General features: G+C 60.4%; 19 protein-coding genes. 11 read left to right on the top strand and 8 right to left on the bottom strand.

Translation table 11 applies throughout. The features are described from left to right. Positions 1–150: 150 nt before the first annotated feature. Positions 151–1,134: a hypothetical protein gene (locus G3N95_RS05320; RefSeq protein ID WP_205968940.1), complete on the bottom strand. Its 984-nt coding sequence runs from the start codon at positions 1,132–1,134 to the stop codon at positions 151–153. 649 nt (positions 1,135–1,783) lie between these two features. Here G3N95_RS05320 and G3N95_RS05315 point away from each other — a divergent pair. The 4 genes from G3N95_RS05315 to G3N95_RS05300 all read left to right on the top strand — a co-directional run bounded on the left by G3N95_RS05315 (position 1,784) and on the right by G3N95_RS05300 (position 6,469). Then, positions 1,784–2,809 (top strand): porin, encoded by a 1,026-nt coding sequence (locus tag G3N95_RS05315; protein WP_205968939.1) that lies wholly within the window; start codon positions 1,784–1,786, stop codon positions 2,807–2,809. Positions 2,810–3,069: 260 nt separating this feature from the next. Further along, on the top strand, positions 3,070–3,972 hold the full coding sequence (locus G3N95_RS05310; protein WP_241018254.1) for a helix-turn-helix domain-containing protein: 903 nt from the start codon (positions 3,070–3,072) through the stop codon (positions 3,970–3,972). A 121-nt stretch (positions 3,973–4,093) separates the two neighbouring features. Continuing rightward, positions 4,094–5,272, top strand: coding sequence for a lactonase family protein (locus G3N95_RS05305; protein ID WP_205968937.1), 1,179 nt, complete (start codon positions 4,094–4,096; stop codon positions 5,270–5,272). Positions 5,273–5,539: 267 nt separating this feature from the next. Continuing rightward, positions 5,540–6,469 (top strand): hypothetical protein, encoded by a 930-nt coding sequence (locus G3N95_RS05300; RefSeq protein ID WP_205968936.1) that lies wholly within the window; start codon positions 5,540–5,542, stop codon positions 6,467–6,469. Positions 6,470–6,500: 31 nt separating this feature from the next. Here the strand turns inward: G3N95_RS05300 and G3N95_RS05295 are convergent, their stop codons facing one another. Continuing rightward, positions 6,501–6,923 (bottom strand): DUF2844 domain-containing protein, encoded by a 423-nt coding sequence (locus tag G3N95_RS05295; RefSeq protein WP_205968935.1) that lies wholly within the window; start codon positions 6,921–6,923, stop codon positions 6,501–6,503. Between the two features lie 655 nt (positions 6,924–7,578). Further along, positions 7,579–8,802 carry a glycosyltransferase family 1 protein gene (locus tag G3N95_RS05290; protein ID WP_205968934.1) on the bottom strand — a complete coding sequence of 408 codons (1,224 nt, stop codon included), beginning with the start codon at positions 8,800–8,802 and terminating at the stop codon, positions 7,579–7,581. Between the two features lie 334 nt (positions 8,803–9,136). On the opposite strand from G3N95_RS05290, the gene G3N95_RS05285 reads away from it, so the two are divergent. After that, entirely contained in the window at positions 9,137–10,675 is a 1,539-nt protein-coding gene (locus G3N95_RS05285; protein WP_205968933.1) for a methyl-accepting chemotaxis protein, read from the top strand. Here G3N95_RS05285 and G3N95_RS05280 read toward each other — a convergent pair. Next, positions 10,672–10,965 carry a hypothetical protein gene (locus G3N95_RS05280; RefSeq protein ID WP_346778358.1) on the bottom strand — a complete coding sequence of 98 codons (294 nt, stop codon included), beginning with the start codon at positions 10,963–10,965 and terminating at the stop codon, positions 10,672–10,674. The genes G3N95_RS05285 and G3N95_RS05280 overlap by 4 nt on opposite strands. A 192-nt stretch (positions 10,966–11,157) precedes the next feature. Continuing rightward, positions 11,158–12,186: a LacI family DNA-binding transcriptional regulator gene (locus G3N95_RS05275; protein ID WP_205968931.1), complete on the bottom strand. Its 1,029-nt coding sequence runs from the start codon at positions 12,184–12,186 to the stop codon at positions 11,158–11,160. 177 nt (positions 12,187–12,363) lie between these two features. Between G3N95_RS05275 and G3N95_RS05270 the strand changes: the two genes are divergently transcribed. The 3 genes from G3N95_RS05270 to G3N95_RS05260 all read left to right on the top strand — a co-directional run bounded on the left by G3N95_RS05270 (position 12,364) and on the right by G3N95_RS05260 (position 15,625). Next, complete coding sequence (locus G3N95_RS05270; protein ID WP_241018253.1) at positions 12,364–12,876, top strand: gluconokinase; 513 nt, start codon at positions 12,364–12,366, stop codon at positions 12,874–12,876. Between the two features lie 70 nt (positions 12,877–12,946). Beyond that, positions 12,947–14,299 (top strand): MFS transporter, encoded by a 1,353-nt coding sequence (locus G3N95_RS05265; RefSeq protein ID WP_205968929.1) that lies wholly within the window; start codon positions 12,947–12,949, stop codon positions 14,297–14,299. Positions 14,300–14,395: 96 nt separating this feature from the next. Next, positions 14,396–15,625 (top strand): porin, encoded by a 1,230-nt coding sequence (locus G3N95_RS05260; RefSeq protein ID WP_205968928.1) that lies wholly within the window; start codon positions 14,396–14,398, stop codon positions 15,623–15,625. A 130-nt stretch (positions 15,626–15,755) separates the two neighbouring features. On the opposite strand, the gene G3N95_RS05255 is transcribed toward G3N95_RS05260, so the two are convergent. Beyond that, complete coding sequence (locus tag G3N95_RS05255) at positions 15,756–16,100, bottom strand: c-type cytochrome (protein ID WP_205968927.1); 345 nt, start codon at positions 16,098–16,100, stop codon at positions 15,756–15,758. Positions 16,101–16,407: 307 nt separating this feature from the next. Here G3N95_RS05255 and G3N95_RS05250 point away from each other — a divergent pair, with 307 nt between their 5' ends. Continuing rightward, the gene (locus G3N95_RS05250; protein ID WP_205968926.1) at positions 16,408–16,875 is read left to right on the top strand and encodes a universal stress protein; all 468 of its coding nucleotides are present in this window, start codon (positions 16,408–16,410) and stop codon (positions 16,873–16,875) included. A 69-nt stretch (positions 16,876–16,944) separates the two neighbouring features. Here G3N95_RS05250 and adhP read toward each other — a convergent pair whose 3' ends face one another. Beyond that, the gene (gene adhP, locus G3N95_RS05245) at positions 16,945–17,970 is read right to left on the bottom strand and encodes an alcohol dehydrogenase AdhP (RefSeq protein WP_205968925.1); all 1,026 of its coding nucleotides are present in this window, start codon (positions 17,968–17,970) and stop codon (positions 16,945–16,947) included. Between the two features lie 550 nt (positions 17,971–18,520). Between adhP and G3N95_RS05240 the strand changes: the two genes are divergently transcribed. Continuing rightward, positions 18,521–18,826: a DUF485 domain-containing protein gene (locus tag G3N95_RS05240; protein ID WP_205968924.1), complete on the top strand. Its 306-nt coding sequence runs from the start codon at positions 18,521–18,523 to the stop codon at positions 18,824–18,826. Next, positions 18,823–20,484 carry a cation acetate symporter gene (locus tag G3N95_RS05235; protein WP_205968923.1) on the top strand — a complete coding sequence of 554 codons (1,662 nt, stop codon included), beginning with the start codon at positions 18,823–18,825 and terminating at the stop codon, positions 20,482–20,484. Before G3N95_RS05240 ends, G3N95_RS05235 begins: the two co-directional genes overlap by 4 nt. A gap of 202 nt (positions 20,485–20,686) precedes the next feature. Here the strand turns inward: G3N95_RS05235 and G3N95_RS05230 are convergent, their stop codons facing one another. Continuing rightward, complete coding sequence (locus G3N95_RS05230; protein ID WP_205968922.1) at positions 20,687–22,381, bottom strand: PQQ-binding-like beta-propeller repeat protein; 1,695 nt, start codon at positions 22,379–22,381, stop codon at positions 20,687–20,689. Positions 22,382–22,500: the final 119 nt, after the last annotated feature.

Below are 22,500 nucleotides of genomic sequence, written 5' to 3'. Positions count from 1 at the left end.
CTTATGGCCCGGATGCGCAAAGCGCGGCGATTGCCGCGCTTCGAATGATCAGATGATTGACGGCGCTGCTCCACGCGCCCCTGAAATCGGAACGACGAACGGCAACCCGTGTTGCAGGTCGCCATTCGTCGTGTCGGGCAGGGCTGTCAATCAGAAATGGATTTCGGCCATCAGCATCGGTGCCGACGTGATCGTGCCGACTGTTTCGCTGGTCGGCGAGCCGTACATGTGATGCCAATACTCGTAGCCGACACCCGCATACACCGCGCGAGGATGACCCGCGAACGAGCCGAGGTCCGCGAGCAGCGACACGCGCGTGAGGAATTCCGTTTCCGTCTCGACGCCGAAGCCGTCCTTGCCTTTCGGACCCGTCACGCTGGCGAAGCCGCGGAAGATGAAGGGCACGGGGCCGGCCCTGAACGGAATGAGCCATGAGCTTTCGATATGCCACGCGGTGTTGAAGTGCACGTCGACGCCCGTGATGCCGTTGTGGTTGCTCTCCGTCCGGAACCCTGCCGTCAGATTCAGGAAGCCGCGCGGCAACGCGAATTCGATCGTCGGACCGAATACGAGCATCCGTGCACGCTCCGCATATGCATCGTTCTTCGCGCCGAACTCGAAACCGCCTGTGAGACCCACGTCGCGAATGATGCCGAAGGCCACGGGCTTTCCGAGAATCTTGCCCGCGCTCAGTTCGACGCGGCCGACGCTGTACACCTCCTGCGCACCGCCCGACGACGGGCCGCCCGCTTCCGGGTTCGCCGCGTTGGAGACGAGGTAATCGACGTTGAACGCGTAACTGCCGAACTTGAAGCCGCCTGTCGTCGTGAGGTAGCCGATGTTTTGCACGACCTTGTCATGCACACCCGGATAGTGGAAGTCGTTGCCGTAGCGATAGCCGATATACGTATCGTTCCACGACACGGGCGGCTCGCCGGGTTCTTCGCCTGATTTCAGACTCGGTGCGGTGAGCGGTGCGACCGCATTGGATTGTGTCTGCGGGTTCTGCTGCGTTTGCGGCGGCGGGGAAGCCGCGGGCGCGGTAAATACCTCGGCATGGCCGGGTTTGCTCAGGCAACAGAAGATCGCCGCGCCAACAAGTGACGCGCGCAAAGCTACCGATATGTCTTTCATGTCTCCGTCCGAAATGGATTTGTTATCAACCCCGCGTTGTCCAGCTATCTGGAGGGCGAACAAGGAGCGAGATGTTCGGGGCGTTTTATCAATGCCGGTGAATCGCGAAGCTGTGCCGCGTTCCGAATCTCGATCCGGCCGCACCGTCGACGTCTGGTTAATCGAAGCAACTCCCGGATCAACACAGGAAATCCCGTCGCGGTGGGAAGAAATGCTATTGGATGCATTGCCGTCTGCCTTTACACAAAAATCAGTTTCGCTGGCACTTTTGCGCGGTGTGATATGGCGTCTTCAGCAACGGTTCATTCGCCGAAAAAAATGCCAGCGAATCTGACTTTTGTGTAGGGACGTGCGATCCGGCCGCACCTATTCTTGCTCTCACAAGACCCTGCATCCGGTGGCGGAAGGCTGTATCCGCTGACGGCGAGCGAAGTCGAAAGGAGACAATATTGGCATTCGGAGATCCATCCAGTCTTGCCGTCACTGAGCGCACGCTCATGTCTCATGTCTTCCTTCGCCATGACACCGCGCATGCGTCGAAATCAGCTCTACGAAGTTAATCAACGAACGACACGCACCGTCCCTTCGCCGTGCATGCGCGGAACACGTGCAGATCGTTTCTAAAAACCAGAAGCTGTTCGGAGACAAGATGAAGAGGCTCATTGTTCTGCTATCCGGCGTCGCGTGCGCATGCGCTATAGACGCTGCACACGCTCAATCGTCTGTCACGCTGTATGGCGTGATCGACAATGGACTCGAATATCAGAACCCCGGCACGGCAGCGGTCACGCGCGCGGTATCCGGCGGATTGTTCGCGAGCCGATATGGCTTCAAAGGCAGTGAAGATATCGGCGGCGGCCTGCATGTGAACTTCCAGCTGGAGCAAGGCTTCTCCGGCGTGACGGGCGCAGCTTCGAATTCGGCCGCTGTGTTCAACCGGCAGGCGTGGGTCGGCATGTCGGGCGGTTTCGGCGAGATGCGATTCGGGCTTCAGAACACGCCGCAATACATCTTCATGAACCCCGAACTCGATCCGCTCGCGGTAATGAGCATCGCGTCTCCGATGAACAACTTCAACAGCCTGACCGTGCGCGTCAGCAACGCGATCTCGTACTTCACGCCGACGGTATACGGTCTCACTGCGCAGTTCATGGTTGCGATGCGCGATTCGACGACCAAACCGAGCAACGGCTTGCAGTTCTACAACGCCGCCGTCCGCTATGTGAACGGACCTTTCCATCTGGCGGCGGGCTACGAACAGGCCGCGAACGCAGCGGGGACATCGATACTGAAGATATTCAATGCAGGCGCATCCGTTAAGGTTGGCGCGGCCCGCTTCTATCTGGCCTATCACACGGAGCGGCAAACCGACGACAGCTCGAAGCGCGACGTCTACGAAGCATCGGGTTCGTATCTCTTCGGCCCTGCGGACCAGGTCGCCTTGTTGTATGGCTATGCGCACGATCGCACGGGCCAGGGCAACAACGCGCAGCAGATCGGTCTGTCTTACGAACACTTCCTTTCGAAAGTGACGACTTTGTACGCTTCGGCGGGTTTCATCCAGAACCGCAATCAGGCGCACTTCACGCTGAACGGCACGGCGTACACGGGCGTGACGGTTGCGCCCGGGAACGATACACGCGGCATCACGCTAGGCATCGTGCATACGTTCTGATGCATGGAACAGGGCGCGGCGGACCTTCGGGTAAATCGCAGGTCGCTTCTCATGCAGTCGTATGGGAATATGTATCGTGTGTCCGCGCGCGTGAAGCAATGCCATTTGGGTGCGCGAAGCAGAGCACTTGCATCGCGGTGTTCACGGACAAAACTGGAGACGATGAACCGGCAGGGGCTTGGCCCGCTATGCCGACATGACAATGATGGCCGATACCCGGTCGGCTCGGCCGTCAGAGAGACTTTATGACGTACAGTGCCATGACGAAGGTCCAACCCAAGTGGAACGGTAAAGAGAAGCATGCAACCGTTCCGAAGGTCCGTTTGTACGTCGAGCGCCCGGAAGAGAAGCATTGGCTGGTGCACGTCGGGCATGTCACGGATCGCGGCCGCTGGAAAACTGAGCCTCATGCGCATCCCGCTTACGGCCAGGTGATCTTCGTTCGCAGCGGTCGCGGCGTCATGAACCTGGAAGGTAGCAGCGTGCCTTTCGAAGGGCCCTGCGCGCTGTTGTTGCCGACCGAATGCGTGCATGGCCTCGATTACGAAGTCGACGTCGACCGCTGGGTCGTGACGATCGAAGTCGCCTATCTCGCGCAGGTCAACGCCAAACTTCACGAGTTCATCGAACTGTGGGCTGCGCCCCGCATGATCCCGCTCGCGGATTCGACCGACAACGGCATCGCGTTTTACAGCTTGATTCAACGGCTCAAGGATGAAACCCAGTCCGACTCGGTGGGCCACGTGGTCGGCGCGGAAGCGTTGCTGACGACGCTGCTGCTTATGCTGCTGCGTGAAGCGAGCCTCGATCAGACGACCAGCGAAAGCGCGACGCGCAACGATATCCGGCTGGTCGACCGGTTCCGCAAGCTGATCGATCAGCATTACCGCGAGAATCTGGCGCTGCAAGACTATGCGTCGATGATGGCGGTTTCTCTGGTGCAGCTTCGTGCGGCCTGTGCTTCCGCCACGGAGCAAAGCCCGACCAAGATGATTCACGCACGCATCATCACCGAAGCGAAGCGCGATCTCATCTTCGGCAATATGTCGGTGGAGCAGATCGCATTCGGCCTGGGCTTCGCGGATGCCGCGTATTTCACGCGCTTCTTTCGCAGGGAAGTGGGCCAGGCGCCGAGTCAGTTCCGCGCGACGGCAAGGCAATAGGCGCATTTCGACGTGTCGACGCCGGCGAATCCAAAAATACAAGCGAACCCGCGTTTCGTGCAAGGACGTCCAACACTGAATCCAGTACGCTTGGCCAATTTATCCTCCAGGCTAACCGCTGATGATTCGGTCCCTCCAGAGAAACAGGCTGACGCGTTACGGTTTCGCGGTCGCATTCGTCGCACTGACTGTGTGGACGGGGATGATCGGCGGATGCAAGGGCATCTCCGCACAACGGGCGGATACGCACACCGATCTCGTCTATGTCGGCACGCAGGATAGCCAGATCCACGCGCTGCGCTTCGATCCCTCCACGGGCAAGCTGAACGCGATCGGCGTCGTTGCCACCGGCACGCGGTCGACGTGGGTGACGTCGCATCCGCAATTGCCTGTTCTCTATGCCGTCGATGACGACAACTCGCGAGAAGGCAGCGTCACCGCCTATGCAGTCAACCGTGCAACGGGCGCGCTGACGAAAGTGGACGCGGTCCTCGCGGGCGGCACAGGCACGACCAATCTGCTGCTGGACACGCCCGCCACGACCTTGCTTGCCGCGAACTACGGCAGCGGATCGGTGTCGAGCATCGTGGTGCATGCGGACGGCAGTCTCGGCCCGCTCGTATCGACGGTGAAGGAAACGGGTTCCGGACCGAACCGGCGGCAGGCGAGTGCGCATGCTCACAGTGCTGTGATCGACCCTTCGGGACGTTACGTGCTGGTTCCCGATTTCGGCGCCGATCGTGTGTTCATCTACGGCTTTCAACGCGCGACGCATGCGTTGGCCACCGATGACGAAGCCAGTCCGCATGCTTTCGCAGTAGCGCCCGGCAGTGGTCCACGGCATCTCGCGTTCGGCTCGAACGGACAGTTCGTTTATCTTCTCACCGAGTTGTCGGCGGAACTGATGGTGCTGCGCTGGGATGACACGCAAGGGCGCCTGACTCTCATACAGACCTTGCCCGTCAGCAGCGATGGATTCAAGGGCGTGAAAAGCGGAGCGGAAATTGCCGTGAGTCGCGATGGACGCTTTATCTATGTCGAGAACCGGGCCGAGAACGAACTGATCGTATATCGCGTGAATGGCGAAGCGGGAACGCTTTCGCTGATTCAACGCACGTCGTCGGGCGGCGACAAGCCGTGGGGCTTTGCGATCCATCCTTCGGGGAAATGGATGTTCGTTGCCAACCAGCGCAGCGGCAAGGTCAATGTGTTCGCGATCGATCCCGCATCCGGCAAGCTGTCCGATACGGGGGAGTCGGCGGACATGCCGACTCCCGTCGCGATCGACTTCGTGCGTTGACTGAAGTGTCAGCAGTGACGCTCTTAAGCGTGGCGCTGTGTCATAACTGCACGCGCTGGCCCGGAAAACACGGCCACCTTGTTGAAGAACGGATTCGTCGCCGGTGTGCTTGCCAGTGTTTTCTTCGACAAGATGCTGGGGCTGACGGATCACTGATAAAGGAAGCACGGAGGGGCCGCTTCAGGGCGAATCGCTTCAGATATCTACGGTAAGAAATCAAGGGTGAACCAGTTTCACGCAACTTTGTAGAATCTCGCAGACTCATCTTTGCATGAAGGTACTGTGAGACTACGGATAGCTAAACAAGCGTTTTGTGGATTCGTTGTGCACATAGCGTTTTTCACCGGACTTTTCCTGGCGGCAAGTAAGCCAGCCCACGCTGAATGTCATGGCAAGGAAGCCGTCCAGCATCTGATCCTTCCCACAGCTATCCTGACTGTGCCTTTCAATGCTCCTGTCGGCACGATGCTCGCTTCAGTTCGCGTAGCCGCCGATAGCGACATGCACTTCGCGTGCACGAATCCGCCGAATTCGCGGGCGGTGCGGCTCGCTGCGCGCTGGCAGCCATCGCCGGATATCGCGGGTGTCTACCGTACAGGGATCGCAGGACTGGGCATCCGCATCCGCGCAAAGGGCGGCAGCTTCGCGGGCATCGACGATGCCGCGCGGGATGTTCCCTATGAGGCACCGCTGCCCGGTAATGCGGATAAACTCACCGGCTTTTCCGTGCAGGTCGATTTCATCAAGACGGGTGTCGTCCAGGACGGGACGATAGAAGCCGGTCCGCTGCTGAGCGTGACTGCCGGAGGCGTTGAGCTGGCCGACGTGTCGATGGCGGGCGGCAGCGTCGCCGTCGCCGCGCGGCAGTGCGATGGCTCGCCACGTGCAAGCGGCGCGATCACGACGGGCGTCGGCACGATGGGCAGCTTTTCACAAGAAGCATTGATGTTGAGCGGCGGCTGCGGGGTCGTCGTCAGTGCCGTGATCGAAACCGGCAGTGGCTATCGATTCGGTAACGGAGCCGGGATCTCAGCGAAAACGAATGTGCAGCCGCGCGCACCTGCCGGAAGTTGGGCGAGTGCGCCCGTGGTCGGCGGTCTCGATATGTTCGATCGAACTTCCGGTGGCTGGTCGCGCGACGACCCTGGCGTCGGGTCTATGCAGAACGCAGGAAGGACAATGAACATTCGCCGATAAAGCTTTCGCGCTCGAAACGTTTTCCGACGAGTTAGTTGATCGCGGCTTCTTCCAGACCGGCGGGCAGAGCCTGGCGCAAGTACACACGCCCGGAAGTGTGCTCCTTGCTGTGCCCGATGCGAATGGAAAGGCCGCTCTGTTCGATGTTCAGGTTGTCCGCAAGCGTGCTGCTTTGCGTGCCGGCTGCATTGACGGCCTGCTGATAGCAGGAAACGTAGGCACCCAGCAAACGATCCACAGGCGCAGTCTGCGACTTCTGCTCGTCCCATGCGACGGCGAAAACGTTGCCCGATTGCGATGCGTATTCCTTGACCGTTATGCCCGCGTCCAATGTGGTGATATAGAGCGTATACGGCACATTCGAACGCGTGCGATAGGTGTGCGCGACGGTCACTTTCGCATCGCCATTGGCCTGATAGGCAGGTGAGCCTCCAAGCTCTGCATGGACGTGCATCGTACTCGTCAATCCAATCAAACAGGCAAGCAGGTGCACTGCGTGCTTGGTCATCGCGAACCCCGCGGCGTTAGTTTTATAGTGAATTGTGAACATCGCGTTCATTCGATTTCTGACAACGCGTTGCGACGTTCGACATAAAGTTGAATACGGCTGGTCTCAGCGCGCATAGTACAGCGTCGATGTGACCGATCAATATGGATTACTGGCGAAAAATTTCCCGCGTAACTTTCCTTTTCTTCTCTTCTTCTCGCCGGCACATTCGTCATCAGGACTTTCCTGAGTGAGTTGTCAGGATTTCCGTAATGGAGTTTTAAGCTTGCCGTTTATTTCCAGGCCGGAAAGTGGATATTTGTTTCTCTATGATGCGCAACAGGACGAGTGATATCCGTCTAACGCATCGATCCACCGTTTGACATGAAATCCGCTTTGCTTGATCGGTTGTTGCTGCTGGCGAGAAGTCGCTTTCATCGTGGGCAAGAGAGTCGCCATGATCCACGGCGTACGGTGGTTATTCCACTGACAGTCGATGGATGCAACGTGCTTTACGAGGGAAAGGTGATCCACGAAGCACCCTCGTATGAAGAAGCGATTCTTTATCGCGACCGGCATATCGACGCGTATATGTGAGAGCGCCGACAAGCGCCGGTCAGAATCACATCAACTCGGAAACCGGAATTCCCGTCATTGCGCTGACAGTCAGCGCCGCACTGCGCAACCACTCGAATCTGTCGAGATGCAGGTTCATCAGCGGTTCCATCGTCTTTCGCCGCTGCTCGTCGATAGATAGCAACTCCAGCAATCCGCGTCCGATTGCGGCAACGTCCGAAGGATCATCCACGTAACAGGCTATGTCGCCGGCCGCCTCCGGCACCGACGCGACGCGGCTCGCCAGCACGGGTGTTCCGCAGGCATACGCTTCGAGCGGCGGAATGCCGAATCCTTCGTAATGAGGGACGAAGGCAAGCCCGCGTGCACCGCTGTAAAACGCGGCCATGTCGTCATCGCGAACAAATCCGGCTGGCCGCACGATGTCGACACCGTTTGCCTTGGCTTGTGCGATGCGGGCGTGCGCTGCGCCCTTGTCCCAGCCGTTGGCGCCAACCAGCACGAGCGAATGCGTCCGGTGGATCGCAGCAGGCAGCGAAGCGAATGCGTCGATGAGGTTGACCAGATTCTTGCGCGGTTCGAGCGTGCCGACCGCGAGCAGATAGTCGCCGCATGAAACGCCATATCGCTCGCGCGTCTCGCGCGCAACCGTGGGATCGATGCGGCGATAAACGCTTCTATCGACGGCAGGCGGTGCAACGTGAATCGCAGAAGGATCGACCTGGAAATGATGAGCGATCCGCTGTTTTGTGTACTTGGACACCGCGATGATCGATTGTGCCTGCCGGATAGAGCGTGGCAGAGCGTAGCGCAGCAATTCGACGTTGCCCGTTTCGACGTAGTGAGGGACATCGAGGTGCGCGAGGTCATGGACGACGACAGCCGTTGTGCGTGAACGCATCGGCAGCACCGTGAACGCGGGAAAGTAGTAGTGACCTTTCGGTAGCAATGCGTCCAGCGAGAAGTTCAAACCACGCTTCAGAATCTGATGCGCCAGGCTTTTGGCCAGCGAGCGCAACGGCGCGATGCCCGAGCAGTGCGGTAGCTGCAAAGCGCTGACCCGTTCCATCTGCTTGTGAGGCACGAGTAACGAATACGAGAATCGACCTGCAGCCGCGAGCATGTCGATACCCTGCACGATGCCCGATGCGTAGCGCCCGATCCCGCTGGTGTGCTCGCTGAGCATCGTTCGAGCATCGATCACGAGGTGAGGGCGCGACGAGGACCGCGACAGCGGATTGCAGGTTGCTGCTTCAGCGGTACCACGCATGCCGGATCAGTCTCGCTTCGTTTTTCGATCGGCCGAGTATACGACGCGTGTTACACGCAAGGGCTTACGGCTGTCTTGTCGCATCTTTCCAACTGGTTGCCGCCGGGCGGCAATATTAGCGCCCATCGAAAACCCGCATATGGTGCGCTGAACGTACGCAAACGTTCGATGATCGCGCAGGCACACGTTTGCCTTCTTGTGGCGCGATATGCGCCGCTCGTAAGCTACGCCGCGACTGTGTAATGAGGTCATCCTGATTCCGGTCGCTCGGGGAAGCAAGAGACTGGAATAAGGCCAGGTTCTGTTAAGAGCACATTTCAAATAATTTCATTCGATGAAAGTTGCGATCAAACTGATGTTGATTGTCGGCACGGCGCTCGCCGGTGTCATAGCCATCGCGGCGGTGTCGTTGATTCAACTCGACCACGCGCTGACCGAAAGCCGTACGGCGCAGATCAAGACGCTGCTGACCAAAGCTGAACACCTGGTGCTCTATTACCAGGGGCTCGAAGCAAGCGGCAAACTCAGTCGCGAGGATGCTCAAGCTGCCGCCAAAACGGCGCTCTCGCAATTGAATGCGAACAGCCAGAGCTATTTCTGGGTGACGAATACCGACAGCATCAATATCGTGCACCCCAACCCGAAGCTCATCGGCACGAAGGCGGGCGGCAACAAGACGAGATCCGGCGATCTCACGGACACGCAGGCGTACCGGCAGGGTCTTTCTAAAGATCATTTCGCAATGGTGGACGTGCTGATCAAGCGTTCAGCAGACGGCCCGCTGGAGGCAAAATTGCAAGGCGTGGTTGAGATCCCCGGCTGGCAATGGTGGATCGGCACGGGCTTTTTCTACGACGACATCAACGCGACGTATTGGACGCTTGCCAGAACGCTGATCGCGATCTCGCTCGTGATTTTCATCGCGGTGGGCTGCATGGCGTGGGTGATGACGCGCAGCCTGAAGCGGGAACTGGGTGGCGAGCCGGCGGAGGCGGCCGCGTTTGCTGCGTACATCGCGTCAGGCAATCTGACGGCGAATCTCCGGCTTGCTTCATCGGATCGATCGAGCCTGCTGTTCGCGCTGGGAGAGATGCGGACAAGGCTGATCGATCTGGTGCAGGGGATTCATGGGACGAGTGAATCGATCGCGACCGGCGCGGGCGAGATTGCGCAAGGGAACATCGATCTGTCGCAACGGACCGAGGAACAGGCGGCATCGTTGCAGGAAACGGCGGCGAGCATGGAGCAACTGACTGCAACGGTCAAGCAGAATGCCGACAATGTGCAGCAGGCGAGCGAACTCGCCGTGCTTGCGACCGAGGCGACACGACGCGGCGGTCAGGCTGTCGAAGAAGTCATCACGATGATGCAAGGCATCGCCGATGGCTCGAACAAGATCGGCGAAATCATCGCCGTCATTGAAGGCATTGCCTTCCAGACCAATATCCTCGCGTTGAATGCTGCAGTCGAGGCGGCTCGGGCCGGCGAAGAAGGGCGCGGCTTTGCCGTGGTCGCGGGAGAAGTCCGCGCGCTCGCGCAGCGCAGCGCAACGGCTGCCAAGGAAGTGAAGGCACTGATTCAATCGTCCGCAGTGCGGGTCGATGAAGGCACGACGCAAGTCACGGTTGCCGGGCAACGTATGCATGAGATCGTGCAATCGATCCAGCGGGTCAGCGACATCATGAACGAGATCGCGGCAGCGTCTGTCGAGCAGAGCACAGGTATCGAGCAGGTCAATCGCGCGGTGTCGCAAATGGACGAGGTGACGCAACAGAACGCCGCACTCGTCGAACAGGCCGCAGCCGCTGCAACATCGCTCGATGAACAGGCGGGACGCTTGCGGGAAATGGTGGGGGCATTCCGTCTGCGCTAGTGCGCCGATCGGTCGTCGTCTGAGCGTCGATCGCGTGCACTGCGGTGCGCCCCGCCGAGCGCTAAGTTTTCCATCGGCAAGGTCGTGCCTGCGTCGATCATGTCGGCATAGCTGAAGCGGTAGTGGTCGTGCAGTACCTGCAGGCCACCCGCGCCGTAGCAGAAGTCGGCGAGTGCGATCGTGCGCAGACCGAGCGGATAATAGAGACGCTCCATGCACGTGGTTGGCGCGACATAGTCTGAACCGTCGCCGTCGACGACGTCATCGACGCTGTCGTCACACGACGTCACTGCAAACCCGCAAACGAAAATGGCGAAAACAACGCAGAAGATCGAAGCCCGCATATTGAATGACTGAAGTTGAATCAGCCCTTCAGACAGACCGCTTTGCAAAAAGGTTTTCTGCGCTGGCTTACCGTGGGTTTCGCTGGAAAGACGGCTGATGTGCGTCTTTCCCAGCCAGCGACATCGTCATGCCGAACTTCAGGCGCTTTCCCGCACGACCAGTTCGTAGCCGAGATCGACGACGGGCGACGCGACAGGCTTGTTGTCGATCATCGACAGCAGCAGGTTGGACGCCACGCGTCCGACTTCCGCTCGCGGTGTGCGAACTGTGGTGAGTCGCGGCACGCAATCCGCGGCGCCTGCCAGATCGTTGAAGCCGACGATCGCCACCTGATTCGGAATGTCGATGCCCTGACGGCGCGCTTCGAAGAGCGCGCCCTGCGCGAGATCGTCATTGCCGAAGAAGATGCCGTCGACATCCGGCCGTCGCTGCAGCAACTGGCGGAACAGATCGCATCCAAGCCCGATGGACGAGGGCGCAGGCGTGAGCACTTCGAGTTCGGCGTCGTACAGTCCATTGCGCCGCAGCGCTTCGCGAAAGCCTTCCCCACGCTGCATCATCCGTGAGTCGAGCTGTGCCGCGACGAATGCGTTGCGCCGGCAACCTCGCGCGATCAGATGGTTCGCGACGGCTTCACCTGCCTTCGCTTGCGAGAAGCCGACGCAGTGAACGCCCTCGGCTTTTTCGAGTTCCATGATGTGCACGCAGGGCACGCCGCTCGCCTCGATCAGACGGCGCGCGCTTTCGGTCCGGTCGAAGCCGGTCACGATGAGCCCGCTCGGCGGCGATGCAAGGTAGTGGCGGATCAGGTCTTCTTCCGCGTTGCGCGAGTAGTGCGAATTCCCGATCAGGATTTCGTAGCCGCGTGGACGCAGCACGTTGTGAATCGATTCGAGCACGTCGACGAACACCGCGTTCGACAGCGACGGAATGACGACGGCCACCGTCCCGCTGCGCGACGACGCGAGTGCGCGCGCCGCGGGGTTCGTGACGTAGTTCAGCTCTGCCGCTGCGGCCTTTACCCGTTGCACGTATTCCGGTCCGACGGAACCCACGCCGCGCAGGACGCGCGACGCGGTAATCGAACTTACGCCGGCCAGTTCGGCGACGGCGTCGAGCGTCGGCCGGCCGGTGCTTCGGGTTTTCCTAGGTGTCGAGGTCGCCATGATCGATTTAGGATAGCGCTGTCTCAAGGCTTGCGCAATAGGGCTCGATCAGGAGTGCCCCAAACCGGGGGCGGAACGAGTACCCATATCGCGGCCTTAATTTTTTAGTCTTCCGAGACAGCGCTGTCTCGAACGAAGGAGGTGCATATGATCGGGCACATTTCATCGCTGGTGGTCATGGGTGTCGCGGGCTGCGGCAAAAGCAGCGTCGCTCAGGCGCTGGCTGCGGGGATCGGCGGCGTGCTGATCGAAGGCGACGCCTTTCACCCGCAAGCGAACGTCGACAAGATGGCGCGCGGCATCCCGCTGACCGATGAGGACCGCGCGGGCTGGCTCGACCGGCTCTCGGAGGAAATCGAACGGGTGGTCGGTCGCGGCGAGCGCGCCGTGCTTGCGTGTTCGGCCCTCAGACAGCGCTATCGCAACCGCCTGCGCACCGCGACTTCGTCACTGGGCTTCGTTTTTCTCGATCTGCCGCAGACCGAGGCGCTGCGGCGCGTGGCGCAACGCGAGAGCCATTTCATGCCGGCGTCGTTGGTCGAAAGCCAGTTCGCCACCTTGGAAAGGCCAGTTGCAGAACCGCTGACGCTGACGGTCGACGGCACGCAGTCGCTCGTCAGCATCGTCCGGGAGGCGACGGCGTGGTGCGGGAGCACGCAAACGCACGCGGATTTTTTACAGCCTGCATGAGACAGCGCTGTCTCGACAGATCGAACCAGCCGAAAGACTGGCCGAAAGCAGATTTTTAAAGGAGACCAAGATGGCAAACACATCAGCAGAGACAGGGCAGCGCATTCCCAACCGGCGTTGGGTGATCGGCCTGCTGTTGGGCATTGGCGTGCTCATCAACTATTTCGACCGGATCAACCTGTCGGTGGCGGCGCCGCAGTTGAAGGAGGCGTTCAACCTGTCGCCCGCGGATATGGGGCTGCTGTTCAGCGCGTTCTTCTGGCCGTACGCGTTGCTGCAAGTGCCGGCGGGACTTTTCCTCGACCGCTACGGTGTGACGCGCGTCGGCCGGTGGGGCGCATTCCTGTGGGGCCTGGCGTCGGCCATCACGGTATTCGCGAGCGGCTTCGGCGGCGTGTTCGCGGCGCGCGCGGTACTCGGTATCGCGGAAGCGCCGGGCTTTCCCGTTAGCTCGAAGGCAACGGGCTACTGGTTCCCGCGCAAGGAGCGCGCGCTGGCGACGGCCATCTTCGATGCCGCGGCCAAGTTCTCCAACGTGATCGGCGTGCCGCTGGTCGCCGTCGTGGTGGTGAACGCCGGCTGGCGCTGGGGCTTCGGCGTCACCGCGCTGCTGAGCTTTGCGTACTTCATCGCGTTTCTCCTCATCTATCGCGATCCGAGCAAGGACAGCAAGCTCTCGCCCGCCGAACTCGACTACATCCAGAAGGGCGGCGCGACGCCCGAAGGCACGTCGAGCGCGAGCGTGTTCGGCATGCTCGGCTATCTGCTGACCAAGACGAAGGTCTGGGGTTTGACGATCGGTTTCGCCGCGTATGGCTACTCGTTCTATCTGTTCCTGACCTGGCTGCCGGGCTATCTGGTGCAGACGATGCACATGAGCATCCTGAAGTCCGCAGGGTTTGCTGCGATTCCGTGGGCTGTGGCCACCGTGACCGATCTCGTCGTCGGCGGCTGGCTGATCGATCACCTGATTGCGCGCGGCAAGGACGAGACGCGCGTGCGCAAGGCCGTGCTCGTGACGGGCATGCTGTTCGGCCTCGCGGTATTCGGCGCAACGCAGACGGTCAATCCGGGCTGGGCGATCTTCTGGATCTCCATTGCGCTCGGCGGTCTCGCGGCAGCGGCGCCCGTGGGCTGGTCACTGCCGTCGCTGATTGCACCGAAGGGCGGCGTGGGTACCGTGGGCGGCATCATGAACTTCGCCAACAACCTGATGGGCGTGGCAGCGCCGATCGTGACGGGTTTCATCGTCGGCGCGACGAATTCGTTCACCAACGCGTTCCTGGTTGCAGGCGTCATCCTGGCGGTGGGCATCGTGTCTTTCGTGTTCGTGATGGGACGCATCGAAGCGATTCCCGAGCCGACCGACCGCGACGAAGACGCTCGTCGCGCCACGTCGAAAACGTCGACGCCGGCAGGCTGATCAACGTCAGGCAGGGAGCGGAGCGGACCGCAATAAAAGCAAAATCAGAACAACGAATCAATAACAGCCTCAAAGAGGCATCTGGAGAACATCACAATGAAAAAGAACCGTCAACGACGCCTGATCGGTCTCGCGGCTGTCGCCTCGGTTGCGACGGCTGCGCACGCACCCGCATTCGCGCAGAACAGCGTGACCCTGTACGGCATCGTCGATAACGGTATCGGTTATCAGTCGAGTTCGACGACGCTGGGTTCGACGTCGGGTGGTCACTCGGCGTTCAAGATGATCACGGGCGTGTGGGCGGGCAGCCGCTTCGGCTTGAAGGGCGCGGAAGATCTGGGCGGCGGCACGAAGGCGATCTTCACGCTGGAAGAGGGCTTCAGCGCCAACAGCGGCGCGATGTCGACGAGCAACCTGATGTTCAGCCGTCAGGCGTTCGTCGGCGTGTCGAACGCCACGTACGGCACGCTGACGGCGGGCCGCCAGTACGCGTCGTACTATCAGCTGCTCTCGCCGTACAGCCCGACGACGTGGCTCACCGGCTTCTACGGCGCGCATCCCGGCGACGTGGATGGCCTCGATACGATCTACCGCGCGAACAACACGCTGCTGTACATGTCGCCGTCGATGTACGGCTTCAAGTTCAGCGGATCGTATTCGTTCGCGGGCGTGCCGGGCAGCGTGAACCAGGGCTCGACATGGAGCACGGCGGTGCAGTATCAGCAGGGCCCGGTCGGCCTGGCGGTCGGCTTCTCGCGCATCAACAACTCCACGGCGGGTGGCGGAGCATTCGGCACCGACTCGACGACGTCGAATGCGGGCGCGCAGACGGGCGTGTCGGCGGTGACGAACGGTTATCGCACGGCGCAGGCGCAGCAACGTTTTGCAGTCGGCGCGGGCTACACGTTCAACAGCCAGTTCGATATCACGGCGACGTACACGAACGTGCAGTACATCCCAGGCGCGGGTTCGTCGTTCCGCAATGAGGCAATCTGGAACACGGGCGGCATCGTGCTGCACTGGAAGCCGGCGGCAGCATGGGACTTTGCGACGGGCTATAGCTATACGCGCGCGACGAAGTCCAATGGCATCACGAGCAGCGCGCAGTATCAGCAGTTCAACCTCTCCGAGTACTATTCGCTGTCCAAGCGCACGGGGCTGTATGCGTTGCAGGCGTATCAGCGCGCGAACGGCCAGACGCTCGGCAACAACGGTGCGGGCAACATCATCAACGCGACGGCGACGCTGGGCGATGGCTTCAACTCGACGCCTTCGTCATCGCGCAGCATGGTCGGTGTGGGCGTGGGTGTCGTGCATCGGTTCTGATGCCGGCTGAAGTATTCAACGCATCACGAGGCGCCGCGATTTGCGGCGCTTTTTTTTTGCGTGTGAGTTGTGAGTTAGCTGCGGGTTTGGTGCCGTCATCGCAGGCAGATCGATCGGCGCTATCGGCCCGTTATTGCGACATGACCCACTCGACCAGCTTGTGTGCATCTTCGGCGGACAGCGGGCCGCCGCGTTCGGAAGGCAACGGCATGGCGGTGTCACCCCAATGTGCACGACCGCCCTTTCTTAGCTTGATTTCCAGCATCGCCGTCGCATTGGGTACGCCACGATACCGGTCCGCGATCTGACGGAACGACGGAGCCAGAAAGGGCGCATCCGACGTGTGGCAGAACATGCAATGTTGCTGGTCGACCAGTTCGGTCGGTTCATCGATTCGCGCATGCGCCGCGTCGAGTCCCGCGGCAAAGAGACCTGCGCTGCAGGCAATCAGGATGGACCAGCGGGCGTAGCTCACGGTAAAGCTCCTCTATGGATCTGACGGCGTCGAGCGGTCGATCTTCTCGTGTCGCAGCGTTGACGCGTTCGGCGATGCAGGCCTTACGTTCTATTTATCGTGGCATGGCATCGAGCTACACGCTTGAGGTAAATCAACGGTCTGCGCAAAGCAAAAGCGCGGCGCGCTGTTTCTCGCCGTGCCCGCTAAGATGCGGACCGTTCGGTTGACCTTAATCAAGCAGCGACCCGGGTACAGGGACACACTGGCGTTCATGCAGCGTCGTTGCCGTTCCGGGCAGCCCGCGCATCGTGACTGGAGGTTCATCATGTACGACCGTATCCTCGTTGCGCTTGACGACAGCGCGAGCGCGCAAATGGCGCTCGGCGAGGCGATCAGGCTCGCGAAACTGTCCAGCGGCGTGGTGTACGCGCTGTCGGTCGTGGACCGCGGCAGATGGCCGGCCGAGGCGAACGCACGTTTCGATTTCGAACCTGAGCCGTCCGCCGCGGCAAGCGCTGCCACTCGCATTTTCGAGGAGGCGAACGCGCTCTTCAAAGAATCAGGCGTCAGCGGAAATGTGCGGGCGATCGATGCGTACGGTGAAAGTGTGTCGGAGGTACTGGCGCGCGCAGCTGAAGAATGCGATGCCGATATCATCGTGATGGGTACGCATGGCAGGCGGGGTGCCCAGCGTTTCCTGCTCGGTAGTGTCGCGGAGTCCCTTGTACGCTCGACGGAGCGGCCTGTTCTTTTGCTCCGGCATGACGGTTCTGGCGGGCACGCACAAGCTTGACGCTTCGAGACCTGGCGTCTTGCCTATGCAGTTGCATGGCCCGCGGCCTGGTTCGCGGGCCACGATGTATCAATCGAGTTCCATCACGATTCGTCCATCCACCGTACCTTCGCGAAGCGCGCTGAAGACCGTGTTGATATTCTCCAGACGGTCGCGATGGATATGGGCTCGCACGCTGCCTTGTGCTGCAAAGTCGAGCGATTCCTGAAGATCGCGCCGTGTGCCGACAATCGATCCGCGCACCGTAATGCCGTTGAGTACCGTCGAGAAAATCGGCAGAGGAAAGTCGCCGGGCGGCAATCCGTTCAGTGAGACCGTTCCGCCGCGGCGGACCATGCCAAGGGCCTGCGCGAATGCACTGCGCGATACGGCAGTGACGAGCACCCCATGCGCACCGCCAATTTCTTTCTGAATGAAGGCGGCAGGGTCCGTGGTCGTCGCGTTGATGGCGAGTTTCGCTCCCAGCTTGCGTGCGAGTTCGAGTTTGGCGTCGGAAATGTCGACCGCGACGACGTGCAATCCCATCGCGATTGCGTACTGCACGGCGACGTGTCCGAGCCCACCAATACCCGAGATCGCGAGCCATTGACCCGGGCGTGTGTCCGTCACGCGAATGCCTTTGTAGACCGTGACGCCGGCGCAGAGAATGGGGGCGATTTCATCGAACGCGACGTTGTCGGGAAGATGCCCGACGTAGTTGGGATCGGCGAGTACGTATTCGGCGTATCCGCCGTTGACCGAGTAACCCGTATTCTTCTGGTCATGACAGAGCGTCTCCCAGCCGCTCAGACAATGCTCGCACTGACCGCAGGCCGTATAGAGCCACGGCACGCCGACGCGGTCGCCTTCCTTCACACCCTTGACGCCGCTGCCCACGGCAGCGACGTAACCGACTCCTTCATGGCCGGGAATGAAGGGCAGCGTGGGCTTGACCGGCCAATCGCCGTCGGCGGCGTGCAGATCGGTATGGCAGACACCCGACGCCTTGATGTTCACCAGAATCTGGCCCGGACCGACCTCCGGGACGACGACTTCCTCGATGCTCAGCGGCGCGCCGAACTCTCGGACGACAGCGGCTTTCATGTAGCGGGTCATGTGATGCTCCTCGGAAGAAAGACTCGTGCAGTGTTGCGCAAGCGGACGGCGCGCGATTGATTCAGATCAACGCTCTCTGAGACGACTGCACGGGGCGGCGAACGCATGACGATCGACGGGCGTATTCACGCAAAACACACATTGAACTTGCGATACGTCGAGCCTTGATACATCTCAACCGTGGCTCCGCGCAAGGATCGAAGATAGGAAATGCGCGATGCGTCTTGCGCATACAGGATGCGCTGTGGAGTACTTCGGCTTTCGAGGCTTCTCGTCCTCAGCACGGCGAACGCACGTGCGCGAAAATTTCCACCCTCTCGTAAACCCCTCCCACAGAGTCTGCTTCGCGTAAGAACCGGGTAAGCGGGCGCTCTTAACGTTACACGGAGCGCATCGACACAACGACTCGTCCAAAGCGCATGCGCGCAAGCATTGGATGACGTCCCGTACATGGGAATCCCAGGCACATACGTTCGCCACTCGTTTCGGCTTCGTCCGAACGATGATGGTGTTTATCAGGCAGCGAAAGATATTCATGCAGGAGACGAAGATGGATCTGGAACTCGCAAAGAGAATCAAATCAGGCGCGACGTACCATGAACTCGTGCGAAAACGTTCGAGACTAGGATGGACGCTGACCGCCCTTGTGCTGGTCGTCTACTACGGCTACGTGCTGCTTGTCGCATTCAACAAGGAATTGCTTGCGGCGAAGATCGGCGCGGGCGTGATGACGTGGGGCATGCCGATCGGACTCTTCGTCATCGTGTTCACCGTGGCGATCACTGGCTTTTACGTGCGTCGCGCGAACAGCACTTACGACGAACTCACCGACCGCATCAAACGGGAGGCCGCATGAAGACCCGTCATATCATTCCGGCGAGCGTACTGTTCGGCGTATCGTCAAGCTGCTTTGCCGCCGGCGGCGACCTCGGACAGACGGTCAAGCAGGCAACCAACTGGACCGCGATCAGCATGTTCGTGGTGTTCGTCGTTGCAACGCTCTTCATCACCAAATGGGCTGCGAGGAGAACACGTTCGGCTGCCGAGTTCTATACGGCGGGTGGAGGCATCACCGGCTTCCAGAATGGACTTGCGATTGCGGGTGATTTCATGTCCGCTGCGTCGTTCCTCGGCATTTCGGCTGCGGTTTACTCGAACGGATATGACGGGCTCATCTATTCGATCGGGTTTCTGGTGGGCTGGCCGATCATCACTTTCCTGATGGCCGAGCGGCTGCGCAATCTCGGCCGATTCACTTTCGCCGATGTGGCAGCTTACCGTTTCAAACAGGCGCCGATACGAGCGTTCGCGGCATCGGGCACGCTCGTCGTGGTCGCGTTCTATCTGATCGCACAGATGGTGGGCGCGGGGCAACTCATCAAACTGCTGTTCGGCCTCGAGTACTGGATTGCCGTCGTGATCGTGGGTGCGCTGATGATGGTGTATGTGCTCTTCGGCGGCATGACGGCCACGACCTGGGTGCAGATCATCAAGGCTTGCCTGCTTCTCGCCGGCGCGACGTTCATGGCCTTCATGGTGCTCTGGCAATTTCATTTCAGCCCCGAGGCGCTCTTTGCGAAGGCCGTCGAAGTGCACGAGAAGAAGGCGTCGATCATGGGGCCGGGCAACTTCATCAAGGATCCTGTTTCGGCGATCTCTTTCGGTATCGCGTTGATGTTCGGCACGGCTGGCCTGCCGCATATCCTGATGCGCTTCTTCACGGTGCCGAATGCAAAGGAAGCGCGTAAGTCGGTGTTCTGGGCGACCACGTGGATCGGCTATTTCTACATTCTCACTTTTATCATCGGCTTCGGTGCGATCGTTCTGGTGAGCACGAACCCGGTCTTCAAGGATGCAGCGGGCAAACTGCTGGGCGGTACGAACATGGCGGCGGTGCATCTGGCGAGCGCCGTCGGCGGCAACGTGTTCCTTGGCTTTATTTCCGCCGTTGCGTTCGCGACGATTCTCGCTGTCGTTGCGGGTCTGACGCTCGCTGGCGCGTCCGCTGTTTCGCATGATCTGTATGCGACCGTGTTCAAGCATGGCAAGGCATCGAGTGCGAACGAACTATTCGTTTCGCGCATTACGACACTTGCGCTAGGCATCATTGCTGTCGTGCTGGGCATTGTGTTCGAGAAGCAGAATATCGCCTTCATGGTTTCTCTCGCCTTCGCCGTGGCGGCATCCGCAAATTTCCCCGTACTGTTCATGTCCGTGCTGTGGCGCGGTTGCACGACACGCGGCGCTGCGATCGGCGGCTTTCTCGGCTTGTTCTCGGCGGCGATGCTGACGGTGCTCTCGAAGGCGGTATGGGTCGACGTGTTTCATCACGATAGCGCGCCGTTTCCGTATGCATCGCCGGCGCTCTTCTCGATGGCAATCGGTTTTGCCGGCATCTGGTTTTTCTCGGTGACTGATCGATCCGCTCGCGCGCGCATCGACCAGGCGGGGTTCGAGGCGCAGGCCGTACGCTCGGAAACGGGTATCGGTGCAGTGGAGGGCGCGAGTCATTGACGATTCGCGTAACGGTACGTGTTGAAGATCGTGGATGATCAGACGGTACAGGCTGGAGAGCGAGAGCTTTTGCTTCCGCTATCCGGTCACGCAGCCCGCATCTTCGCGAGTCTGCGAGATCTGTCGAACCGGTTTGCGAGTTTTTGCGATTTCGCGAAAACTCGCCTTCTCTCTAGCGTCGGCGCATGCCCGCAACGCGGGACTACCCTCCGTTTAGCAACCCGAACACCGCCACCCCCGTCGGGGTGCCGACATACACCTTGCCGTTCGCGATCATCGGCGTAATGAACTTGTTGCCCGGGCCGAACTGGTCGCGGCCATTCGCGGCCTGATTGCTGTTGTACAGTTCGGTCGCAAGGTTTGCCGCGTCGTAGGCATGCAGCACAGCGGTATCGCCGTTTTCTACGGCCCACACGATCCCGTTCGCGCTGCTGTTCGCGGAGATGCTCGGCGTCGCGCCCGGCGTGCCGAAGCTCGTCGGCGTCTTGCTGGTAGGCGTCGCAGTCAGTCCGGCGGCGCTTACGCCAAAAGCCTTGATGTTGTCACCAATCGATCCGAAATAGACGGTGTTGTTGTAGTACGCGGGCGCGCCGAATTCCATTCCGACCAGCTCGCCGCCGAGCTGCTGGAAGATGTTGTTGGACCCAGCGTTAAACTTTCCCATCCAGTCGCGATTGACGACATAGATGATCCCGTCCTTGCCGGCCCCGACCGCCAGGTGATGGACCGTTCCACTCGAATCGGTCATGTCCGGCAGCACGAGCGCACCGCCCGAACCCAGATCCTCGTCGGCCTGCGATTCCGTCAGCGTGTTGGACATGACGAAGTAGTCGGTGACTGTCAGGCCGACTGCCGTACCCAGCTTGATGAACGCATTGCCGAAATCGCCGTTCAGCGGGAATCCGCCCGCGTTGAGCGTCGTATCGAACGTGCCATTGGCATCGAGGAAATAAATCGACTGGCCGTCCGACGCCATGCCCGCACCGCTCATCCAGATTGCGCCGGCCGAGCCGTTAGGCGTCAAGTTCAACACGGAAGACTGGTGCAGCGTGTTCGCATCGTAAGAGATTACCCAGCCGTTATACGGCGCGACATCGCAGTGGGAAGTCCAGCCTGTATAGATGTTGCCGTTCAGCAGCAGCAGCGATTGGCGCTCCGCATACTGCCTGGGATCAAAGGTGAGAATGCCCCCCGAGCTGTTTGGGCCGTTGCCGGGGAATGTGGCGTTGATCGTCGTCGGACCGCCGAACAACTCCGCACCCGTGGTGATATCGAGTGCATGGATACGCTGGAAGTAGTGGCCCGATCCATCCTTCGACATGGCAACCACATACATCGCGCCGTTCGGTCCACGCGTGCGATCGATGACGGGTGTCGCGGTAATGCCGATCTGCGGCGAGATCTGGAAACACGAAAGAGAGTCGCTCGGCGTTTCCCCTTGGCCAAGCACGGAGGTCTTCCACAACTGTGCGCCCGTATCGGCATCGAACGCATAGGCGCTGTCGTTTTCGGTCGCGACGAAGAGCACGTTGCGTGTGCTGCCCGCAATCGGCAGATTTGACAGGTACAGCGGCTCGGCATCGACCTTGCCGTCGACGGCGTCGAAGCCGATCTTGCCGAAGCTCGTCGAATTCACGTTCGCCGGCGTCAGCCTGGTTTCCGCTAGTTGCTGACCGGTGCGCGCGATGTCGTTGTGATAGGTGGCGACATCGATCGACAGTGCCGCATTCGCGGTGCCCGAGCCTGAGCCGGAACCCGTCGTCGAGCCTGAGCCAGAACTGGACCCTGCGCCGGAACTGGACGCGCCGCCGCTGTCTCCACCGCCGCCGCTACAGCCGGCGAGCAATGCGACGATCAGCGCTGCGTAAATGCGGCCTTGGCAGCCGTGGGTTTTCATGTGTCACCCCCACCATCAAGCATGCCCCGTCACGATGTAACCCAATTCTTCTTGCGAGGTCGCCGCACAAAACGACATCGTTCATCGCGCACTCCCACCAGCCTTTACATACTTTGCTG

It is taken from the genome of Paraburkholderia sp. Tr-20389 (genome assembly GCF_017104565.1).
Classification (GTDB): Bacteria; Pseudomonadota; Gammaproteobacteria; order Burkholderiales; family Burkholderiaceae; genus Paraburkholderia.
The sequence above is the reverse complement of the archived record's forward strand: the minus strand, read 5'-3'. Positions and strand labels throughout refer to the sequence as shown.